This is a genomic window from Streptomyces sp. XY431 (assembly GCF_001279805.1).
Taxonomy (GTDB): Bacteria; Actinomycetota; Actinomycetes; order Streptomycetales; family Streptomycetaceae; genus Kitasatospora; species Kitasatospora purpeofusca.
In genome coordinates this window covers 17,628-35,810 of the sequence record NZ_LGDO01000512.1, presented here as the reverse complement: position 1 = coordinate 35,810, position 18,183 = coordinate 17,628, and the positions used below count along the sequence as shown (strand labels likewise).

The window sequence follows — 18,183 nt, the reverse complement described above, 5'->3', positions numbered from 1 at the left end:
ACCCACGAACGTCCACACACCGTTCTGCCCCGGCACCGTCGTCGCAAGCGTCGACGGCGCATCACCCGGCGCGACAGCCACCGAAAGATCCGCAGACACCGGCCACACCCTCGCCGTAAGCGAACCAACCCGGTTTCCCTCCGGGTCGAACAGCAGCTTGTAGGTGCCGGTGGCCGGGAGTACGGCTGTGTCGAACGCGCACCCGGTGGCGCAGTAGGAGCTGAACAGCGTGCCACCGTCAGGCTTCAGCAGAGTCGCGCGGGCGCCGGTGTCGCCGATCGTTCCGTCCGAGAGGCCGATGTAGATCCGTTGCCCGGTCGTACCGTTGAACGTCCAGATCGCCTTCTGCCCCGGCACGGTGGTGGTCTGCCGGGACGCCGTGCCGTCCACGGGGATCGCGGCCGACGTGTCGGCGACGGTGAAGATCCGCGCGGTCAGGGAACCGGTGGCTGCAGCCCGCGGATCGTAGCGGAGCGTGTAGGTCCCGTCGACCGGCAGGGTCACCGGGTCGATCCCGCAGGAGGTTCCGCAGTACCGCCAGTCCGACAACACCGAGCCGTCCGGCTTGCGCAGCGAGACCTGGACGTCGTAGTCACCCAGCCTGCCGCCGGAGAGGTCGGTGTAGATCCGCTGGCCCGCCGTCCCGTAGAAGCTCCACACACCGTTCTGGCCCGGGGCGCTCACCGTCACGGTCGACGCCGTGCCGTCGGTCGCGACGGTCGCGACGGCGTCGGCCGGGACGGCCGTCACCTGCAGCGCGTACCGGCCGGCGGTCTCGTTCTGCGCGGTGACGACCAGCCGGTGGGTGCCGGCCGCCAGGTTGCGCACCTCACCGCCCTGGCAGCCGTAGCCGGAGCCGGCGGTGGTGCCGGTGGGCGCCAGCAGGCTCCACCGCAGGTTGGCGTTCCCTCCCGGGCAGGCGGTCGGACGGACGTAGACCGCCGAGCCGGCCGGGAGGTCGAACCGGTACTCGTCCTGGGCGGCGGCGTTCTCCAGGTTTCCGGCCCCGGGACCGGGCACTCCGTCGGAGACAGTGAGCGGGAGCGTGGCCGGGAAGGACTGCGGCGGTACGACGTCGACATGCAGCGCCAGGTTGTCGATGCCGAACGCCTGGCCGCCGATGCCGCTGACCCCGGTCGCGGCGACCGCGAACTCGGCCTGGCTGCCGCCGTGGGTGAACGGCACGGTGACCCGGTACCTGGTGTACGGCACATTGCCCGACAGCGTGCCGGTGGCCACCGGGGTGAGACTGCTGGGTGTGATCACCACCGGGGTGCCGCGGTCCGTGCGAACAGTGACCGTCTTGGCCTCACTGCCCGCGGTCCAGTCCCCGATCGCCAGTAGGTCGAACGCGAGCGTGCCGCCGAGGTGCGGTGGCAGGCCCTGGACGTAGGAGCGGTAGGACTCCGTACTGGTGAAAGGACCCGCGAAGGAGGTCGTACCGGGGTCGGTCGCCAACCTCGACGGCACCAGGTTGGGCGGCAGGGAGCCGCCCTCGAAATCGGTGGCCAGGTCGCCCGCCGGACTCACACCCCGGGCCTGCGGATCGGTGCCGACGGTCCTGCGCTGGGCTGCCGCGGTCGCGAACCGGGCGTCGGCGGTCAGCGCGAGGTCGAGGACGCATCCGTTGAAGGCCGGGCCGGCCGGCACGCCTGCGGCTTCGCACTGCGTGGAGGCCAGCGCGACCTGGTCGGGCGCCAGGTCGTGCCAGGTGACGATCGAGCGGGGGAAGGTGAGGTCGGTGAAGGTCCCCGTGCTCTGGCCGGCGCCGTAGGTGAACAGCGACGACTCCGCGGTGACCCGCCAGGAGTCCGCGTAGTCGCCGTGGAGCAGGGTGGCCGGGGCGTTGGCGGGCAGCGGGCTGCCGTTCGCGTACCGCAGGTCGTTCGCGGGATCGCCGTCGGCGTTGCCGAAGAGCCCGACCAGGTCGCTGTCCGCCGACGCCGGCACCCACAGACTGGCCTTGCCGTACGACCAGGTGAAGACCGGGCCTCCGACGCCCTGCCAGGTCACCAGGTAGCGGTTGGCGGAGTCGCGGGTGACGAATGTGCCCTCACCGAGCGAGAGCAGCTTGCCGGCCTGCAGCGGGTAGGGACTGCCGTCGAGGACGAAGCCGTTGTTGTCGAACTCGACCCGGTGGTCGTTGACGTCCATCGCGACCCGGCCGACCGTGGAGACATCGCTGCCGCCCCACAGGGGGGTGAACCGGCCCTCGATGGTGAAGTTGTAGCGCTCGGACTCCGCGAGCACGAACTCTCCGACCGACTGGAGGTCGTAGCTCAGCCCGTCGACGGTCGTGATGTGCGGATCACCGTTGGCATTCGCGCCGTAGTGGTCGACCAGGTACCAGAGGATGAGGGTCGCGAGCACCACTCCACCCAGCGCGAGCGCGGCCGGCGCGGTCAGCCCCACCTCCGCCAGGAAGGCCACGCCCGCAGCCGTGCCGAGCCAGCCTTCGAGTTCGGAGACCAGCGCGGCCGCGACGACCGTCGCGGCCCCGGCCGCGAGAACGCTCTGGGGGACGCCGTCCCGGGCCAGGACCTCGATCTTCTCCAGCAGTTCCGCGGGTACCGGCACCGGCACCGGCGGCACCGGAGGAGTGGTCGGCTCCGCGGTCGGCGAACTCGTCGGCGAGGCCGTCGGCTGGCTCGACGGCTGGCTGATCGGCGGCGAGGGCGGCTGGACCCGGTCCTTGTCGCAGACCTCCTTGCTCTCGTCCTCCTCGACGTGCAGCAGTCCGGCCTGCGGTGAGGTCGCCACGTAGGTCCGCCGGGTGAACCCCTTCTCGCCGCTGGGGAGTTTGCATGACTCCTTGGAGTCCCAGACCTGGAACTCGTCCCGGTACGGCCCCCACCGGTTGAGCACGGTGCCGCGGCGGACACCCGCCATGCCCTGGTTCCGGAAGTGCTGGATGTACCCGTCGACCTGGGTGCCCCAGTCCGCGTAGTCCTTGTTCTCCGTGGTCTTGGCCTCGTAGACGTCGACTCCGGCCGCGGCGTTGGCACGGTCGTACACCACGATGTCCGGGCGCTTGCTGTCCGGCAGCTGCATCTCCCACTGGACGTTCGGGCTGATCAGCCCCTGACTCGGCGTCTCCAGCCGGTCACTCAGGAACTTGACGGCGCGGGCCTGCCCGATGGCCTCGACCCCCTGGCCGCAGGACGACCTCCGCAGCACCAGCCCGGGCGGGCCCGCCTGCAGACAGCCGGGCACCTCCTTCAGCCGGCGCCGGGTCGTGTATTCGTACCCGTTGACGCAGCGCTTCGCCTCGCCGCTCTGTCCGTTTTTCCAGTCGGTGTCATTCACACAGGTGGCAGCGGCCGCGCTTCCACGCCCCCAGTACTGCTCGATGGGGACAATGAGCCCGGCTATCAGTACTGCGGTCAAAAAGAGACATAAACGGCGCACTTCTGCTCCGAGGAGTGGTGGGTGGTCATGGCGGCGCCGATCGTAGCCAGCCGTGATCACTCCGGACCAGAGCGCAGACGAAACATTTCGCGTAACTCTCCGGATGTATCCGGTACGCGCGCCATCGGGCCCGAACCGGGAATTCACCCGCCGGCGCCGTTCGCCCCGATACGGGTGGATCAATACTCACCACCGAAATGCCCCGGAAGAATTCGGGACTGTTCGGGACGGAACGGATCGACGAGAACGTGAAATCGGGCACGGACGAAACTGTCCGTGCCCGATCCCGGTTCGGCCGGAGCTAGAACACCTCGCTCACATCGAAGAATCCGACCTCGTACGTCGGGGGGAGTCCGAGCACGGGGCGGGGGTCGGTACCGTCGAGCGCGCAGACGAACAGGCCGCCGGGCAGCCGCTGGACCAGCCGTCCGGCAGCCACCGCGGACACCCCGCCCACCTGGCCGGGCACCCGGTCGAAGCGCCGGACCCCTCCGGTGGCCACATCGTGGAGGAACAACGGCGGAACGCTCTCGTCGGAGAACTCCTCGACCAGCAGGAGCTCCCGCGCACCGGTCCACGCTCCGTTGGGGCTGCCCAGGGCCGCCAGCCCCTCGTACCGGGCCAGGACCGAACCGTCCGCCAGGGACAGCACCACCGTGTCGGTGCGGTCCTCCTCCTCGTCGACGAGGCCCACCGCCAGCAGCGTGCCGTCCGGTGACCACGCCATCCCGGCGTCCGACCGCCACCCCTCGGCCGACCACAGCGGCTTCCGCGCGCCCGTGCCCAGGTCGGTGACGTCCACCCGCACGCCGTCCTCGTCCGTCAGGGTGACCATCGAACGGCCGTCGGGCGAGAGCGCCGCCTGCTCGACGAGGCCGTCCGTGTCCGCGTCGAACACCCGCCGCTCGCCCGTCGCGAGGCCGAGCAGCACCAGGTCCCGGTCCGGCCGGTCCTCCGGCCCCGTGCGGAGCAGCAGGTGGCCGCCCTCCCAGGACAGCGCCAACGGCACCGCCTCCGGACGGCCCGGCAGACCTGCCACCCCGACGAGCTCACCTGTGTCCGCGTCCGACAGCAACAGGGTCGAAGGCCCTTCGGGGGAGCGCACGAGCGCCGCGAACGCGGCCCTCCGCACCGGCCGGGCAGCGATCGTCCCGGGCCTGAACTCCGCTGACCTGTCCGCCATCACGGCACCTCCACGGCATTCCGCCGGGCCTTTCCCGGGGCGCGCCGGAGCATAGCAACCGGGGGTGTCCGGCCAGGGCTGGAGCGGCCCGCCCGACGGGGCGTCCGGCCTTCTGCCGCCGGTCTCAGCCGGCGGGGGTGAGCGGCGCGGTGGCGGGAGCGGGGGCGAGCCAGGAGGAACGGTCGCGTTCGGCGTGACGGACGGCGGGGCCCATGGCGCAGCCGGCCGCGAGGAAGAGGACGCCGAGGACCAGCCAGCCCGGGCCGCCGCCGTCGAGGAGGAGGGTGGTCAGCAGCAGGGGTCCGGCGGTGCGCGCCACCGCCACTCCGGTGCCGAAGAAGCCCTGGTACTGGCCGAGCCGGTCGGCCGGGGCGAGGTCGAAGGCGATCTGCCAGGATCCGGCCGACTGCTTCATCTCGCCGAGCACCTGGAGCACCGCGCCGCCGACCAGCAGGGCCGCCATCGCCCAGACCGGGACGGGCGCGGCAGAGAGGGCGAAGACCGCGCAGGAGGCGAGCAGGACCGCACCTGCCTGGCGAACGGCCCTGGCCGCCGAGGGCAGGCCGGTGACGGCGCGTGCGGTGCGGACCTGGAAGAGGGTCACGCCGACGGTGTTGAGGACGAAGAGCGCCGAGCCGAGCCAGCCGAGCTGCGGGGCGCGGTCGGCGATCCAGAGCGGGATCACCAGGCTGAGCAGGGGCATCCGCAGCAGCAGCACGGTGTTGACCAGCGTCACGAGCGCGTAGCGGCGGTCCGCCAGCACCGCGAAGCCGCCGTCCCGGCCCCGGGCACCGTCCGCCGTCGCACCGTCCACCGGTCCGGCCTTCGCCACCGAGAGCACTGCCGGGAGCACCGTCGGAAGCACCGCCGGCAGCCGCAGCAGGATCAGGCCCGTCGCCAGGAAGCCCAGCGCGGTCAGCGTGAACGCGGCGAGGAAGGCCGCCCTGGTCCCGACCGTGAGCGCGACGCCGCCGAGCGCGGCGCCCACCGCCAGCCCGGCGTTGAGGGTGGCCTGCAGCCGGGCGAGCGCCGCCGTCCGCTCGCCCTCCGGGACGAGTCCGCCGACCAGCGCCTGCCGGGCCGCGCCCAGTCCGGACTGGGCGGTGGCGTAGAGGCAGGCGGCGACCAGGAACGGCAGGAAGTCGTCGACCACGAGGAACGAGGCGACCACCACCGCCGTGACGAGCGCGAGCGCCGCCGCCGTGCCCCGGGGGCCGCGCCGGTCGGCGAGGTGGCCGAGCGGTACACCGGCGACCGACCCGATCGCCCAGGCCACCGCGAGGCCGAGGCCGAGCCGGGTGGGCGAGAGGCCGACGATCCGGGTGAAGTACAGCGCCGAGCTGGTGTAGTAGGCACCGTCGCCGATCGCGCTCACCAACTGGGCTGTGGCGAGGGTTCGTTGGGATCCGGACAGCGGGGCGCGGCGGGACGGCACGATGCTCCTGGGGTGGTGGGCCATCAGTGGTTCTTCGGTGTGGACACCAGTCTGCGCCGAGGGCGGACCACGCGGAAGGTCCAGTGGATCATCACGATCCTGGGCCACTTCGGCACCTCGTTTTCCGGACGCCCGCGCTCCGGGTCGCCCCCGCTCCGGCGCCGACCGCGCTACGCCCGCCCCCGACAACCGACACGCGCCCCTGGGGCACGCCGCACCCGGACGGCGGTACCGCGCGCCCCGCCCGGTGTGCCACGCGCCCTCCGTGTCCACCCCGTCCAACATCCGCACAGTTGTCCGATCATGCCCCAAGTGCCCGTGTTGACCGGCCAGTAGGCCCCTCCTATGCTCATCCGCGTTCTCGTTCGCGAACGTGGACACGACCAGAACGTGCCCGCCGTCGCGAGCACCGCCCGGCAGCGGGGCGAGGCCCTCACGGCCCGCCCGTCCAGAGCCGTGACCCGGCGAGAGGGGCTCCTCCCATCAGCATCTCCATCGTGCCCCCGGCCGGCCCGGGCCCCGCCGCCGAGCAGCCGCCCACCGCCGAGCCGCGTCCCACTACCGAGCAGCTGCCCGCCGACGCCGACCGCCGACGCTTCCTCACCTACCTGCTCGCCGCGCCGACCCTGACCGTCGCCGCCCGGGCCGGACTCGACGCCGTCGCGCCCGCCACCGCCCGGGCCGCCGAGGCCGCGCCCGCAGCGGCCGCCCCGCCCGCCCCGGCCGCAGCGCCCGCCGCCCCCTCCCAACTGCTCGGCCTGCCCGGCATCCCGGACATCGTCGACCTCGGCCAGGCCCTGCAGGTCGCCGGCCTGCCCACCGCGCACCTGCTCGTCCTGGAGATCACCACCGCCGGCCGAGCCGTCCTCCACCTGCCCCGTCTGGAGGTCGGCCAGGGGCTGACCACCACGGTCGCCATGATGGTCGCCGAGGAACTCGACGCCCGGCTGACCGATGTCGACGTCCCGCTCTCCGACAGCCGCCCCGACCTGCTGTTCAACCAGCTCACCGGCGCCTCCAACTCGGTCCGCACGCTCTACGACCCGGTGCGCGGCGCGGCCGCCGCCGCCCGGGCCCGGCTGGTCACCGCCGCCGCGCGCCGCTGGTCGCTGCCCGCCGACACCCTGCGCACCGCCGACTCCGCCGTGACCGCCCCCGACGGCCGCCGGGCCGGCTACGGCGAACTCGCCGCCGAGGCCGCCGCCGTCGTGGTGCCCGCCGTCCCCGCCACCCCCAAGCCGCCCGGGCAGCGCCGGGTGATCGGCCGCCCCACCGGCCGGATCGACGCCCGCGACATCGTCACCGGCCGCGCCAAGTACGCCGGCGACCTCGCCGTGCCCGGCGCGGTGCCGACCGTCGTCGCCCGGCCCACCACCATCAACGGCACCCTGGCCTCGCTCGACGCCTCCGCCGCCCGCACCATGCCGGGCGTGCTCGCGGTGGTCACCGTGCCCAGCGGGGTGGCCGTCCTCGCCGAGACCTTCGACCAGGCCCTCAAGGCCCGCGACGCGCTGCGCACCTCCTGGCACCCGGGCCCGGTCGCCACGCTCTCCGACCCCGAGATCCGGGGGAAGCTGCGGGCCGCGCACGCGCCGTTCCTGATCCCGCCGCTGCTCACCCAGTACGTGGACGGCGAGTTCGACTTCGCCTTCGTCAACCACGCGCCGATGGAGGTGCTGACGGCGGTCGCCGACGTGCGCCCGAACCGCGCCGAGGTCTGGTTCGCCGCGCAGACCCCGATCGTCGCGCAGCAGACCCTCGCCGCCGAACTCGGCCTGCCGCAGGACGCGGTGACGGTGCACGTGGTGCGCGGCGGCGGGTCGTTCGGCCGCCGGCTGTTCTACGACGCCGCCGTGGAGGCCGCGCAGATCTCCCGGGCCGCGGGCCGCCCGGTCAAGCTGATGTGGACCCGCAACGACGACATGCGGCACGGCCGCATGCGCCCCGCCAGCCACCACCGGGTCCGCGCCACCTACGGGCTGGGCCAGGTGCTCAGCTACGAGCACCGCGCCGCCACCGTGATGACCGACTTCGGCCACGGGCTCGGCGAGGCGCTCACCGCCGCCGGCTTCCAGCTCTCGGTCGCCGGGCTCTCGCTCGCCCAGGCCTTCTTCCTGCTCAGCCAGAGCAACCCGTACAACGTGGGCATCCCGACCCAGCTGCTGGCCGAGGTGCCGCTGAAGATCCCGACCGGCAGCTGGCGCTCGGTCTACTCGGGCACCGTCCGGGTCGCCGACGAGATCATGATGGACGAGCTGGCCCGCCGCCTCGGCCAGGACCCGGTGGCCTTCCGCCGCGCCCGGCTGCGGGAGCCGGCCGGCCGGGCCGTGCTCGACACGGTCGCCCGGGCGGGCGACTGGGGCCGCGCCATGCCGGCCGGTCAGGCCCAGGGCATCGGCTACCACGCCGAGAACGGCGGCCGCGCCGCCTACCTGGTCGAGATCGACGCGACCGACCCGAAGCAGCCCCGGGTCACCAAGGCCGTGATCGCCGCCGACGTCGGCACGGTGATCAACCCCACCGGCCTGGAGGCCCAGCTGACCGGTGCGCTGATCGACGGGATCTCGGTGATCCTCCAGGCCGGCAACCACATCGACCGCGGCGCCGTCCGCGAGGGCAGCTTCGGCGACTTCCACTACGCGCGGCAGCGGCACACCCCGCCGGTGGTCGAGATCCACCTGCTGCCGCCGAGCGGACCGCCCGGCGGCGCGGGCGAACTGGGCGTCCCGGCGGCCTCCGCCGCCGTCGCCAACGCCTATGCCCGGGCCACCGGAACCAGCCCGCGGTCCTTCCCGATCAACTTCTGACCCGCGGCCGACCCGCCCGACCCGCGCCCGACCCGACCGACCCGCCCGATCGCTTCCGACCCGCTCCCACGACCCCCGAGGAACGCGCCCCCGATGCCCAGCCACACCTTCGTCCTCAACGGCCGACCGGTCACCGTCGAGGCACCGGACGACATGCCGCTGCTCTGGGTACTGCGCGACAAGCTCGGCGTCACCGGCCCCAAGTACGGCTGCGGCGTCGGCGTCTGCCGCGCCTGCACCAGCCACCTGGACGGCGAGGAGATCCAGCCCTGCACCGTGCCGGTCAAGGACTGCGCCGACCGCCGGGTCACCACCATCGAGGGCCTCGCCGACGGCGACACCCTGCACCCCGTCCAGGAGGCCTGGCTGGACTGCGACGTCGCCCAGTGCGGGTTCTGCCAGCCCGGCCAGATCATGACGGCGGTCGCACTGCTGCGCCGCAACCCCGCGCCCACGGACGCCGACATCGACCAGATCCAGAACATCTGCCGCTGCGGCAGCTACCCCCGGATCCGCGAGGCCATCAAGCGCGCCGCCGCCAGGACCGCGCCCGGCAGCTGAGTCAGGACTGGTCCCAGGCCTCGACGGTCAGCAGCGCGTCCGGCGGACAGACGGCGATCCGCTCCGGGTGCAGCTCGCGCGGACGGAACTCCGCTCCGGCCCCGGCATCGGGCACCGAACCGTCGGCGAGCAGCGGCAGCACCTCGCCCGCCCGGGCCGTGTACCGGTGCGGGTAGCCGTCGAACCCCAGCTGCTCCGCCCGCCCGGCCGCGACCAGTCCGGCGATCCAGTCCAGCCCGCCGAGCCCGGTCTCCCACTTGGCCAGTACGACGTCCTCGCCGTCCCCCGCCGCCGGGACCGTCACCACGAACCACCAACCGAGCATTCCGACACCCCTCCCCCGCCGCGCCACCGCGGTCCCCCCGAGCGTACGCGCCGCCGCCCGCTTCCGGCGTGTGTTCGCCGCGCCCGCCCCGGCCATGATCGAATCGTCCGTCGGGACCGGTCGGCGAGCCGGGGGAGACGACATGGTGAGCGGGGGGAGACGGACATGGTGACCAGCGGCGGACGGGTGGCCGTCCTGGGCGGCGGGGTGGCCGGGCTCACGGCGGCGACGGAACTCGCCGAGCGCGGCTACCGGGTGACGGTGGTGGAGCCGACCGGCTGGGGCGGCAAGGCCCGCAGCTCCGCCGTCCCCGGCACCGGGACCGCTGGACGCCTCGACCTGCCGAGCGAGCACGGCTTCCGGTTCTTCCCCGGCTTCTACCGGAGCCTGCCGGACACCCTCCGCCGGATCCCGTTCGCCGACCGGCCGGACGGCGTCGCCGGCAACCTCCGCGAGGCCACCCACATGCTGACGGCCCGCTCCGGCCGGGTCGGCGAACTCCGCACGGACGTCTCGCTCGCGGCCGGGGCACGCAGCCCGCTGGAGTTCCTCCGCGCCACCGGCCTGCGCCCCGGCAACGGAACCGCCCTCGGTCCCGGCCTGACCGACCAGGAACTGCTCTACTACGCGAACCGGCTGCTGGTCTACATGACCAGCAGCGACGAACGGCGGCTCGGGCAGTGGGAGTCCACCTCCTGGTGGGACTTCACCCGCGCCGACGGCGCCTCGGAGGAGTACCGCCGGACGTGCGTGGTCGGAAACACCCGCACGGTGGTGGCCGCCCGGGCCGAGGTGTGCAGCACCCACACCGTCGGCGGCTTCCTGGAGGCGTTCGGCTACGGCTTCCTCGGCCTCGGCGAGGTGCAGGCCGCCGACCGGGTGCTGAACGCCCCTACCAGCACCGCCTGGATCGACCCCTGGGTCGCGCACCTCGGCGCCCTGGGCGTCCGGACCGAACTCGGGTGGGCGGTGGAGCGGCTGACGGTGGCCGGGGGCGCGGTCACCGGCGCGGTGCTGCGCGGACCGCACGGGCGGCGCGAGGAGCTGACGGCCGACCACTACGTCTGCGCGCTGCCGGTCGACCGGATCGGTGCCCTGCTGGAACGCGGACTGGCGGCCGCCGATCCGGAACTGAAGAGCGTCACGGAGCTGCGGACCGACTGGATGGTGGGCATCCAGTTCTACCTGACCGAACCGGTGCCGGTGGTCCGCGGCCACGTGCAGTACCTCGATTCGCCCTGGGCGCTGACCTCGATCAGCCAGGCCCAGTTCTGGGACTGCGACTTCCGTGCGACGTACGGCGACGGCACGGTCGCCGACTGCCTGTCGGTCGACATCTCGGACTGGGACACCCCGGGCATCCGCTACGGCAGACCGGCCCGCGAGTGCACCCGGGCCGAGGTCGCCGCCGAGGTCTGGGCCCAGCTCTGCGACGGACTCAACGGCCCCGGCCGGCCGACCCTGCACCGGGGGCTGCTGCACTCCTGGCACCTGGACCCGGCGGTGCGCGGCCTGGACGGACCGGACCCGGCCGTCAACGACGAGCCCCTGCTGATCAACACCACCGGCTCCTGGGCGGCCCGCCCGGCCGCCGCGACCGCGGCGCCCAACCTCTTCATGGCCGGCGACCACGCCCGGTGCCCGGTCAACCTGGCCACCATGGAGGGCGCCAACCAGTCCGCGCGGCTGGCGGTCAACGCGCTGCTCGCGGCCGCCGGGGACGACGCCGCGCCGGCCGAGGTGCACGAGCTCCACCGGCCCGCCGAACTACGCCGGCTGAAGGAGGTGGACGCCGAGCTGTACCGCCAGGGCCGGGCCCACATCCTGGACGGCCCGGCGCCTTGGGAGGAGGCCGGACGGGGCGCGTGACGGGTTGTCCGGGATCGGTCGTCCGGGATCGGTCGTCCGGGGTCGGTCGTCCGGGGTCGGTCGTCCGGCGTCAGAACTCCCGGTCGGTGATCAGTGCGGCCAGCGCCGCCAGTTCGGCCGTCGCGGCGGGATCCCCGGTGAGCGCGCCCAGCCGGTCACGGGCCGCGGCCGCGTGCCCGGCGGCCCGCGCCTCGGTCCACCGGCGCCCACCGGCCCGTTCCACCAGCAGCGCCAGCCCGGCCGGATCCACCGCCCCACCGGCTGCGGTCCGCCGGTACTCCTCGGCGAGCCGGTCGCCGTCCGCCGTACCGGATTCGAGCGCCGCCACCACCGGCACCGAGAGCTTGCGCCGGCGCAGGTCGTTGAAGACCGGCTTGCCGGTCACCGCCGGGTCGCCCCAGATCCCCAGCAGGTCGTCCACCAGTTGGAAGGCCATCCCGAGGTCGTGGCCGAACGCCGCCCACCCGGCCACCGCCCCGGGTCCGGCCCCGCCGTACAGCGCGCCCAGGCGGCAGGCGCAGGAGAACAGCGAGGCGGTCTTGGCCGCCACCATCTCCAGGCACTCGTCCGGGCCCACCCTGTCCCTTCCCTCGAAGACGAGGTCGAGGCTCTCCCCCACGGCCAGGTCGACCAGCGTCGCCAGCAGCGCGGCCGAGGCCTGCCGACCCACGCCGTCCTCCTCGCCGACCTCGTCACCGCCTTCGTCGCTGTCCACCAGCACGTCGAGGACGGTGAGCAGCAGCCCGTCCGCCGAACGCGCGGCCGCAGAAGGACCGAACACCCGCCAGGCGGCCGCCCGGTGCCGCCGCACGGTGTCACCGTCCAGCACGTCGTCGTAGAGCAGGGAGAGGTTGTGCACCACCTCCACCGCGGCGGCGGCCGGTACCGCCCGCCGCCGGTCCCCGCCGACCGCCCCGGCGCAGGCGAGCGTCAGCGCCGCGCGGACGAACTTCCCGCCCTGCCCGGGGCCTTCCCCGGACCAGCCGAACTGGTACGCCGCCACCTTCCCGGCGTTCCCGCCCAACCGGTCGACCCACGCACGCAGTTGACCCTCGCACGCCTCCCCGGCCGCCCGCAGCAGCCGCTCGGCCGACACCTCTCCCGTCACGACCCCGTCCCTTCGTCCGTTCCCCGCGCCTCCACCCGCGCACTGCGACGATCTTCCCCCGCCCCCGTGCCCCCCTGAGCACCGAGGTCCCCGCCGGAGCCTGCCGGGGCCTGCCGGAGCCTGCCGGAGCCGATCTGGTGGCGACGGGGGCGGTCCGCCTAGGGTGAGGCGACACCAATGTCGCCTGTGCAAAGGGTGGTTGAGGATGATCCGGCGCCGATCGCTGCTGACCTTCGCGGGTTTGGGAGGCGCGGCGCTGACACTGCCGGGTGCCGCCACCGCGCATGCCGTTCCCTCCCCCGTCCCCACTCCCACTGCCGCCGCCGGGCCGGGGCCGATCGACCTGCCGGGGCCGACCGTGCGGCGGACGGTCGGCACGGTGTCGCTGCGGCTGGTCGACCAGGACCGGCAGGACCCGTTCGCCCCGGCGCCGGGACCGCGCGAGCTGATGGTGCAGCTCTGGTACCCCGCGACCGGGACCGCCGGACGGGCGCGCGCGGCGTACACCACGGCGCGGGTGGCGGCCGTGCTGGAGCGGAGCGCCTTCCTCGACCCGGGCACGTTCGGCCGGTTGCGCCCGACCGCCCGGGTCGCCGCGCCGCCGGTCCCGGGAGCACTCCCGCTGTTGCTGCTGGGGCACGGCCGCAAGGGCGGGCGCAGCAACTGCACCGCGCTGGCAGAGGAGTTGGCCGCGCACGGCTATCTGGTCGCGGCGCTCGACCACACCTATGACGCGGCCGCCGTCGAGTTCCCGGACGGCCGGGTGGCGCTCAGCGTGCTGGAGGACGAGCCCGCCGACTGGGACGCCGCCGAGCGCAAGGAGATCGCCGTCCGCACCGCCGATCTCCGGTTCGTGGCAACGGAGTTGACCACCGGCCGGACGCTCCGGCGGCACACCGGGCTGCCGTGCGCCGATCCGGGGCGGATCGGTGTGCTCGGCCACTCGATGGGCGGCGCGGCGGCCGCCGAGGCGGTCCGGCAGGACCGGCGGTTCGCGGCCGGACTGGACCTGGACGGCGGACTCTTCGGCTCGCCGGTGCCGGACGAGGGCCTGGACCGGCCGTTCCTGCTGTTCACCGCGCTGGACGACCACGACACCTGGCGGCGCTGGCGCGAAGTGCACAACACCGTTCGGGATACATCGAAGGGCCGTTGAAACCGCCGGTTGCCGGGCGGGGTCAGTCAAGCGGGGGCTACTGAACCTCGCCAATACACCCATTGACCCGGATGCCGAAGAGCACCCGTACCAGCAGATTGCCGCAGACGTGATTCGGGCAATCCAGTCCGCCGAGCTTCGCGTCGGTGGGCGAGTGCCGTCGGAGTCGGCCTTGATGCAGACCTACGGCGTGGCCCGTAACACCGCGCGTCACGCTGTCGAGTTCCTGCGTGCGGAGGGGTGGGTTCGGACTCTGCCCCAGCGAGGGACGTTCGTGGTGGACCGAAACGACGAGGGCAAGCCAAGCGTGTAGGCGTGCCGCAGGAGCAGGCTGAGCCCCGGTTGATCCCTCACGGAAACGTGACGCGATCAACCGGGGTCCCCGCCCACTGCACTCGGCGCGCCCTCCCCAGCAGCGGAAGTCCGGGTCCGCCGCCCGTTGGTTGGCGTTGTCGGCCTACGTGATCTTGGCGTGGCATTCCCCCACCGGTCGTGGGTCAGCTCAGCAGTGCCCGGAACCGGGCGTTCTCTTCTTCGGCGTACGGGCCGAATCGGGCTGTGGCGTCATCGCTGACCACACGCACGAAAGCGGCCCTGTTGGCCTGGGTGGCCTGATTCCACTCAGGGAATCCACCGAGCCACGTACGGGCGGCCCGAGGCTCCCATCCGTACCCCATGAGGCGGACTGCCGTCTGTGCGGCGTCCACCCATGCGGGGCCGACAGCGGGCATGGCCCAGTCGACCAGGTAGCCGCGCTGGGATGCGATCAGGAGGTTGTGCGGGTTGGTGTCGGTGTGCAGCAGCGATGAGCCTTCGAGTGCTGCGGAGTCCCCGGGCCGAAGAACCTGGCTATACCGTTCGACCAGCAACGGGACACGCCCGCCGGCGGGCACGCGGCAGGAACGAGCGCGCTTGAGCACGTCGGCGACGATCGTCGCGTCTTGCGACTGGGGAGTGAGGTCGGCATGTCGGCCGTCCACGTAGTCAAAGGCGATCAGGTGCCATTCATCGGCGACGGCTTCCCAGCGCATCGCCGGGCCCACCTTGCCAACCGCTGCGTTGACAGCGGCTTCCGTACGCTGCGCTTCCCAGCTTCCGGAATCGGAGAGAAGCGCGCCCTTCAGGAACAGCCTTGCGGTCGCCGTCGAGAGGATCAGTGCCGTCCGGCAGGTGATCCCCTCCGGCACCGTCTCGGCGGCGAGCACCTCTCCAGCGTTCTTCTCGACCACCGCCCTTACCTCGCCGGGAAGTTCGTCCCAGCTGACGTGCGACTCCATGCTTCGAACCCCTTCGGCGAAAGGGAGGGCGCCCCGGTCGGACCCCCTCCCCGAACTCACATGGTCAGCCCTGCGTGGCACCGCACTTGACGCAGCGCATCTTGGCACTCCACATCTGGTACTGGTGGTCTCCGCCGGCCGGGCAGCTGCCGTTCCCCAGGATGTGCGCCGTGATCTTCTGTCGCATGGCCGTACTTCCCTTCATGTAGTTGCTGAACCTTGCAGGGGCCCGCTCCGACCGGTCGAGCTGTCCAAGGTCCGCCAGTCGGGGCAGGAGTCATGGGTGGCGCACTCCGATCAGTGCCGCCGGTGATTGGCCTCCCGGACCCGCGCCAGCAGCAGCGCTCGACGCTGACGCTCCTCTGCCGTCAGGGGCACCTCGGCGTGCTCCTCGGGGGTGAGGACCGGCCGAGGTCCGGAGGGGCGCTCGCACGGCCACGGGTGGTCCCTGATCCACTTGAACGGGTCTACAGGCTCAGGCTCCTCCGAGAGACCCTGCGGGGCTGTCCGCGAGTTGTCCTGACGGTCACTCATCCGAGTCCACCTCCGGGTTCTCGCACTCCTCTTCGTCAGCGTGCCGCTGACGCCACCGAACCAGGTGGCGCGCGATGGTGGGGTTAACGTCGGCCGGGTACTGCGCTGCGATCCCGTCGAAGTACAGGCACCCCGGGCACTCCGTCCCGGCATTGCGCTCGGACGCTTCAGAGAGCGCCCTCACACCGCACCCGCCCTACTACGGCACTTCGCTTCGTGCCCCTCACGGAGCCTCTGAATGTCGCGCACGGCGTCCTCGTCGCGAAGCTCTCCGGGGGCCTCGGCGAAGATGCCGACCCTGCGGTCGAACGACCGGCACACCGGGCACTCCGCCGGAGCCCCGGGGGCCCTCCCAGACTGCGTCACGCTGACCCCCGTCGGGACAGATGTCCGCACCACAGGTACAGGGAGGCCACTCCCGCAGGATGCCCAGGCCGATTGCCTTCGCCGGATATGCCGTCGCCTTCGTCCAGGGGGTGGTGGACGGCGGAGCCCCTTGACGGCGACTTGCCTTGCAGGGGGAGTGCCTCCTGGCGCCCGGGGCGTTCGCTGTCATCGGCTCCGCTCCTCTCCGTATTCGTACGGAAAGGCTGCCGTGACGGGTGTGCAGACAACAGGGACGGAACGTCCTACTTCTGATCGCTAATCAGCTACACCCAGGTTCTGCGCCAACCTCCGAAGTCCGGGCGGGCGCGCGGGTCCGGCCCAGAGATCGGCCACGATGGACACGGCAAGGGTGTGATGCCTCATCCAGCCGGGAGCAACCCGCTGAAGCTTCTCAAGGCTGGCCACCGCTCCCGCTGCATCACCGATGTCCGCCAAGGCGCGGGCGACGTCCAGGAGCAGCCAGGTGCGCCACGATGGAGGGGTATCGGCGCTGAGCCTCATGCCCCGGGCCAGCTCCAGAGCCTCGTCCGGCCGGGCATGCTGGACGGCCGGGCGGACCCGCTCGATTCGCACCGAGGAACGGCTGAAGATGCTGACCATCCGCCCGTCGGTGGGCGCCGGCAGCTGGGCGAGGCGCGTCGTCGCCTGTTCGGCGGTGAGCATCATGTCCGACGCGCCACCGTAGTCCCCATTGCGAGCCGTACTGGTTGCGGCCGACATGATCAGGCCGCCCCAGACCCGCAGGCCTTCAGCACTTGTGGAGTGCTCCCTCTCGACACCGTCGGCGGCGTGAACCGCAAGGGCTTGGGCGTCGTCCAGCCGGTTCTGGCGTTGGTAGGCCCAGGCCACCGAGTTGCAGATCATCGCGGGCAGCAAGGGATCCTCGGAGGAGTCTGCCGCCGCTATCGCCCGCTCCAGACTGGACAGACCGAGATCGGTCTTGCCCAGCCGGATGGCGAGATGGCCACCCAGTTGAAGGGCCTTTCCCAGCGCGTGCTGCCCCTCCAGTCGATCCCGTCCCTTGCCCACGGCGGCAGCAAGGCGCGCGTCGGCGATGACGCCGGGCAGCACTTCCATGACACGGCCGAACTCGGCGGCGTGGTACAGCGTCCAGGCGTCCGCGATTTCGGCCCGGAGCATCGGCAGCGAGAGCCGGTCTGCCCCGTCGGACACAGGAGGTGGAGCAAACAGTGGCGGCATGATGGCGCGACGGACGGCGACCAGTTCCGGCGGCTCGGCATCACCGGTGGACGGCACGGCGGGAGGATCCCCCAGGAGCGTCGTCAGTTCGACGTCAAGGCCTTTGGCCAAGGCGTGAAGCGTGGGCAACCTCGCGGATTGCTTGCGCCTCTGCTCCAACTTCCGGACGACGTCCACGGACACGCCGGACTTCTCCGCCAGGCCTTCCTGCGTCAGATCCGCCATCCTGCGCAGCTTGGCCAGGCGGTCCCCAAGGTGGTCGTTCGCCATGGGCCCGACACTACGCCTCGGCGAACGTGGGACGGGGAGCTCTCTCCGGTCAACAGCAAGGCCCCTGCCCACCCTTGTATGGGGTGGGCAGGGGCCGGGGCCTCGCCAAGCACTGTTCGTCCGAAGCATGGTTATGCGGTTGAGATGGTCGCGAGCCCCGCAAATCCACAGGTCAGGGGCCAGACGAGCCCGAGCTGACGACCTTGGAACCCGTACAACCTCCGAGCGGCTATACGCTAGCGGGGGGCGAAACGGACATATGGGGGTCTACCCCCAGGGTCGGACAGGGCTGGATGCGACGGCCGAACATGAGTATGCGGGCCCAGCGAGCAGGACTATGCTCCGCGGCTTGGTGGCCTCAGAGGTCGGCAGGGTGCCGGCCAACCGGCCTCGCCCGCCCCGGCCGGGGCCGCGCCGCCCGCGCGGTCACACCTTCGTATGCGCTCTTGCGCCCGTGGTGCCAGCGGCATAGCGCCTGGAGGTTGTCGAGGCTGTGGTCGTCGCCCGGCCGGATGTGGTCCACGTCCGTCGCCGCCTCCGTGCACCGGTCGCCATCGCGCGTGACTGCCACGCAACGCCACGCGTCGCGGCGTAGCACCACCTGGCGGCGGGTCGGCCAGTCCGAGGGTAGGCGCTCACGCCGCGTGCTACCGCTCCACGCCA

The 18,183-nt window shown here is 72.6% G+C and carries 14 protein-coding genes; 5 read left to right on the top strand and 9 right to left on the bottom strand.

Annotated features, from left to right (window positions below; genetic code table 11):
* The 3 genes from ADK60_RS38060 to ADK60_RS38050 form a co-directional block, all read right to left on the bottom strand.
* Positions 1-3,306 (bottom strand): VWD domain-containing protein (locus tag ADK60_RS38060; protein ID WP_199839854.1); only part of this gene is annotated, 3,306 nt, incomplete at its 3' end.
* A 403-nt stretch (positions 3,307-3,709) separates the two neighbouring features.
* Positions 3,710-4,447, bottom strand: a complete 738-nt coding sequence (locus tag ADK60_RS38055; protein WP_159400746.1) for a TolB family protein — start codon at positions 4,445-4,447, stop codon at positions 3,710-3,712.
* Positions 4,448-4,715: 268 nt separating this feature from the next.
* Positions 4,716-6,050: an MFS transporter gene (locus ADK60_RS38050; RefSeq protein WP_053651395.1), complete on the bottom strand. Its 1,335-nt coding sequence runs from the start codon at positions 6,048-6,050 to the stop codon at positions 4,716-4,718.
* A gap of 473 nt (positions 6,051-6,523) precedes the next feature.
* Here ADK60_RS38050 and ADK60_RS38045 point away from each other — a divergent pair, with 473 nt between their 5' ends.
* Positions 6,524-8,833: a xanthine dehydrogenase family protein molybdopterin-binding subunit gene (locus tag ADK60_RS38045; protein WP_234371464.1), complete on the top strand. Its 2,310-nt coding sequence runs from the start codon at positions 6,524-6,526 to the stop codon at positions 8,831-8,833.
* A 93-nt stretch (positions 8,834-8,926) separates the two neighbouring features.
* Positions 8,927-9,394, top strand: coding sequence for a (2Fe-2S)-binding protein (locus ADK60_RS38040; protein ID WP_045943246.1), 468 nt, complete (start codon positions 8,927-8,929; stop codon positions 9,392-9,394).
* 1 nt (position 9,395) lies between these two features.
* On the opposite strand, the gene ADK60_RS38035 is transcribed toward ADK60_RS38040, so the two are convergent.
* The gene (locus ADK60_RS38035) at positions 9,396-9,719 is read right to left on the bottom strand and encodes a hypothetical protein (protein WP_053651393.1); all 324 of its coding nucleotides are present in this window, start codon (positions 9,717-9,719) and stop codon (positions 9,396-9,398) included.
* A gap of 165 nt (positions 9,720-9,884) precedes the next feature.
* On the opposite strand from ADK60_RS38035, the gene ADK60_RS38030 reads away from it, so the two are divergent.
* The gene (locus tag ADK60_RS38030; RefSeq protein ID WP_053651390.1) at positions 9,885-11,588 is read left to right on the top strand and encodes a hydroxysqualene dehydroxylase; all 1,704 of its coding nucleotides are present in this window, start codon (positions 9,885-9,887) and stop codon (positions 11,586-11,588) included.
* 70 nt (positions 11,589-11,658) lie between these two features.
* Here the strand turns inward: ADK60_RS38030 and ADK60_RS38025 are convergent, their stop codons facing one another.
* Positions 11,659-12,696, bottom strand: a complete 1,038-nt coding sequence (locus tag ADK60_RS38025) for a polyprenyl synthetase family protein (protein WP_063783395.1) — start codon at positions 12,694-12,696, stop codon at positions 11,659-11,661.
* A 205-nt stretch (positions 12,697-12,901) separates the two neighbouring features.
* Here ADK60_RS38025 and ADK60_RS38020 point away from each other — a divergent pair, with 205 nt between their 5' ends.
* Together ADK60_RS38020 and ADK60_RS38015 are read left to right on the top strand one after the other, a co-directional pair.
* Positions 12,902-13,852 (top strand): alpha/beta hydrolase, encoded by a 951-nt coding sequence (locus ADK60_RS38020; RefSeq protein WP_053651387.1) that lies wholly within the window; start codon positions 12,902-12,904, stop codon positions 13,850-13,852.
* Positions 13,833-14,165 carry a winged helix-turn-helix domain-containing protein gene (locus tag ADK60_RS38015; RefSeq protein ID WP_353651790.1) on the top strand — a complete coding sequence of 111 codons (333 nt, stop codon included), beginning with the start codon at positions 13,833-13,835 and terminating at the stop codon, positions 14,163-14,165. The genes ADK60_RS38020 and ADK60_RS38015 overlap by 20 nt, the downstream gene beginning before the upstream one ends.
* Positions 14,166-14,349: 184 nt before the next feature.
* Here ADK60_RS38015 and ADK60_RS38010 read toward each other — a convergent pair whose 3' ends face one another.
* From ADK60_RS38010 to ADK60_RS38000, 4 genes are all read right to left on the bottom strand, one after another.
* Positions 14,350-15,129: a phosphotransferase family protein gene (locus tag ADK60_RS38010; protein WP_053651385.1), complete on the bottom strand. Its 780-nt coding sequence runs from the start codon at positions 15,127-15,129 to the stop codon at positions 14,350-14,352.
* A 64-nt stretch (positions 15,130-15,193) separates the two neighbouring features.
* The gene (locus ADK60_RS47965) at positions 15,194-15,316 is read right to left on the bottom strand and encodes a hypothetical protein (protein WP_286185328.1); all 123 of its coding nucleotides are present in this window, start codon (positions 15,314-15,316) and stop codon (positions 15,194-15,196) included.
* 110 nt (positions 15,317-15,426) lie between these two features.
* Entirely contained in the window at positions 15,427-15,663 is a 237-nt protein-coding gene (locus ADK60_RS45420; protein WP_159400745.1) for a hypothetical protein, read from the bottom strand.
* Positions 15,664-16,305: 642 nt separating this feature from the next.
* Positions 16,306-17,520, bottom strand: coding sequence for a helix-turn-helix domain-containing protein (locus ADK60_RS38000; RefSeq protein ID WP_053651381.1), 1,215 nt, complete (start codon positions 17,518-17,520; stop codon positions 16,306-16,308).
* Between the last annotated feature and the right edge of the window lie 663 nt (positions 17,521-18,183).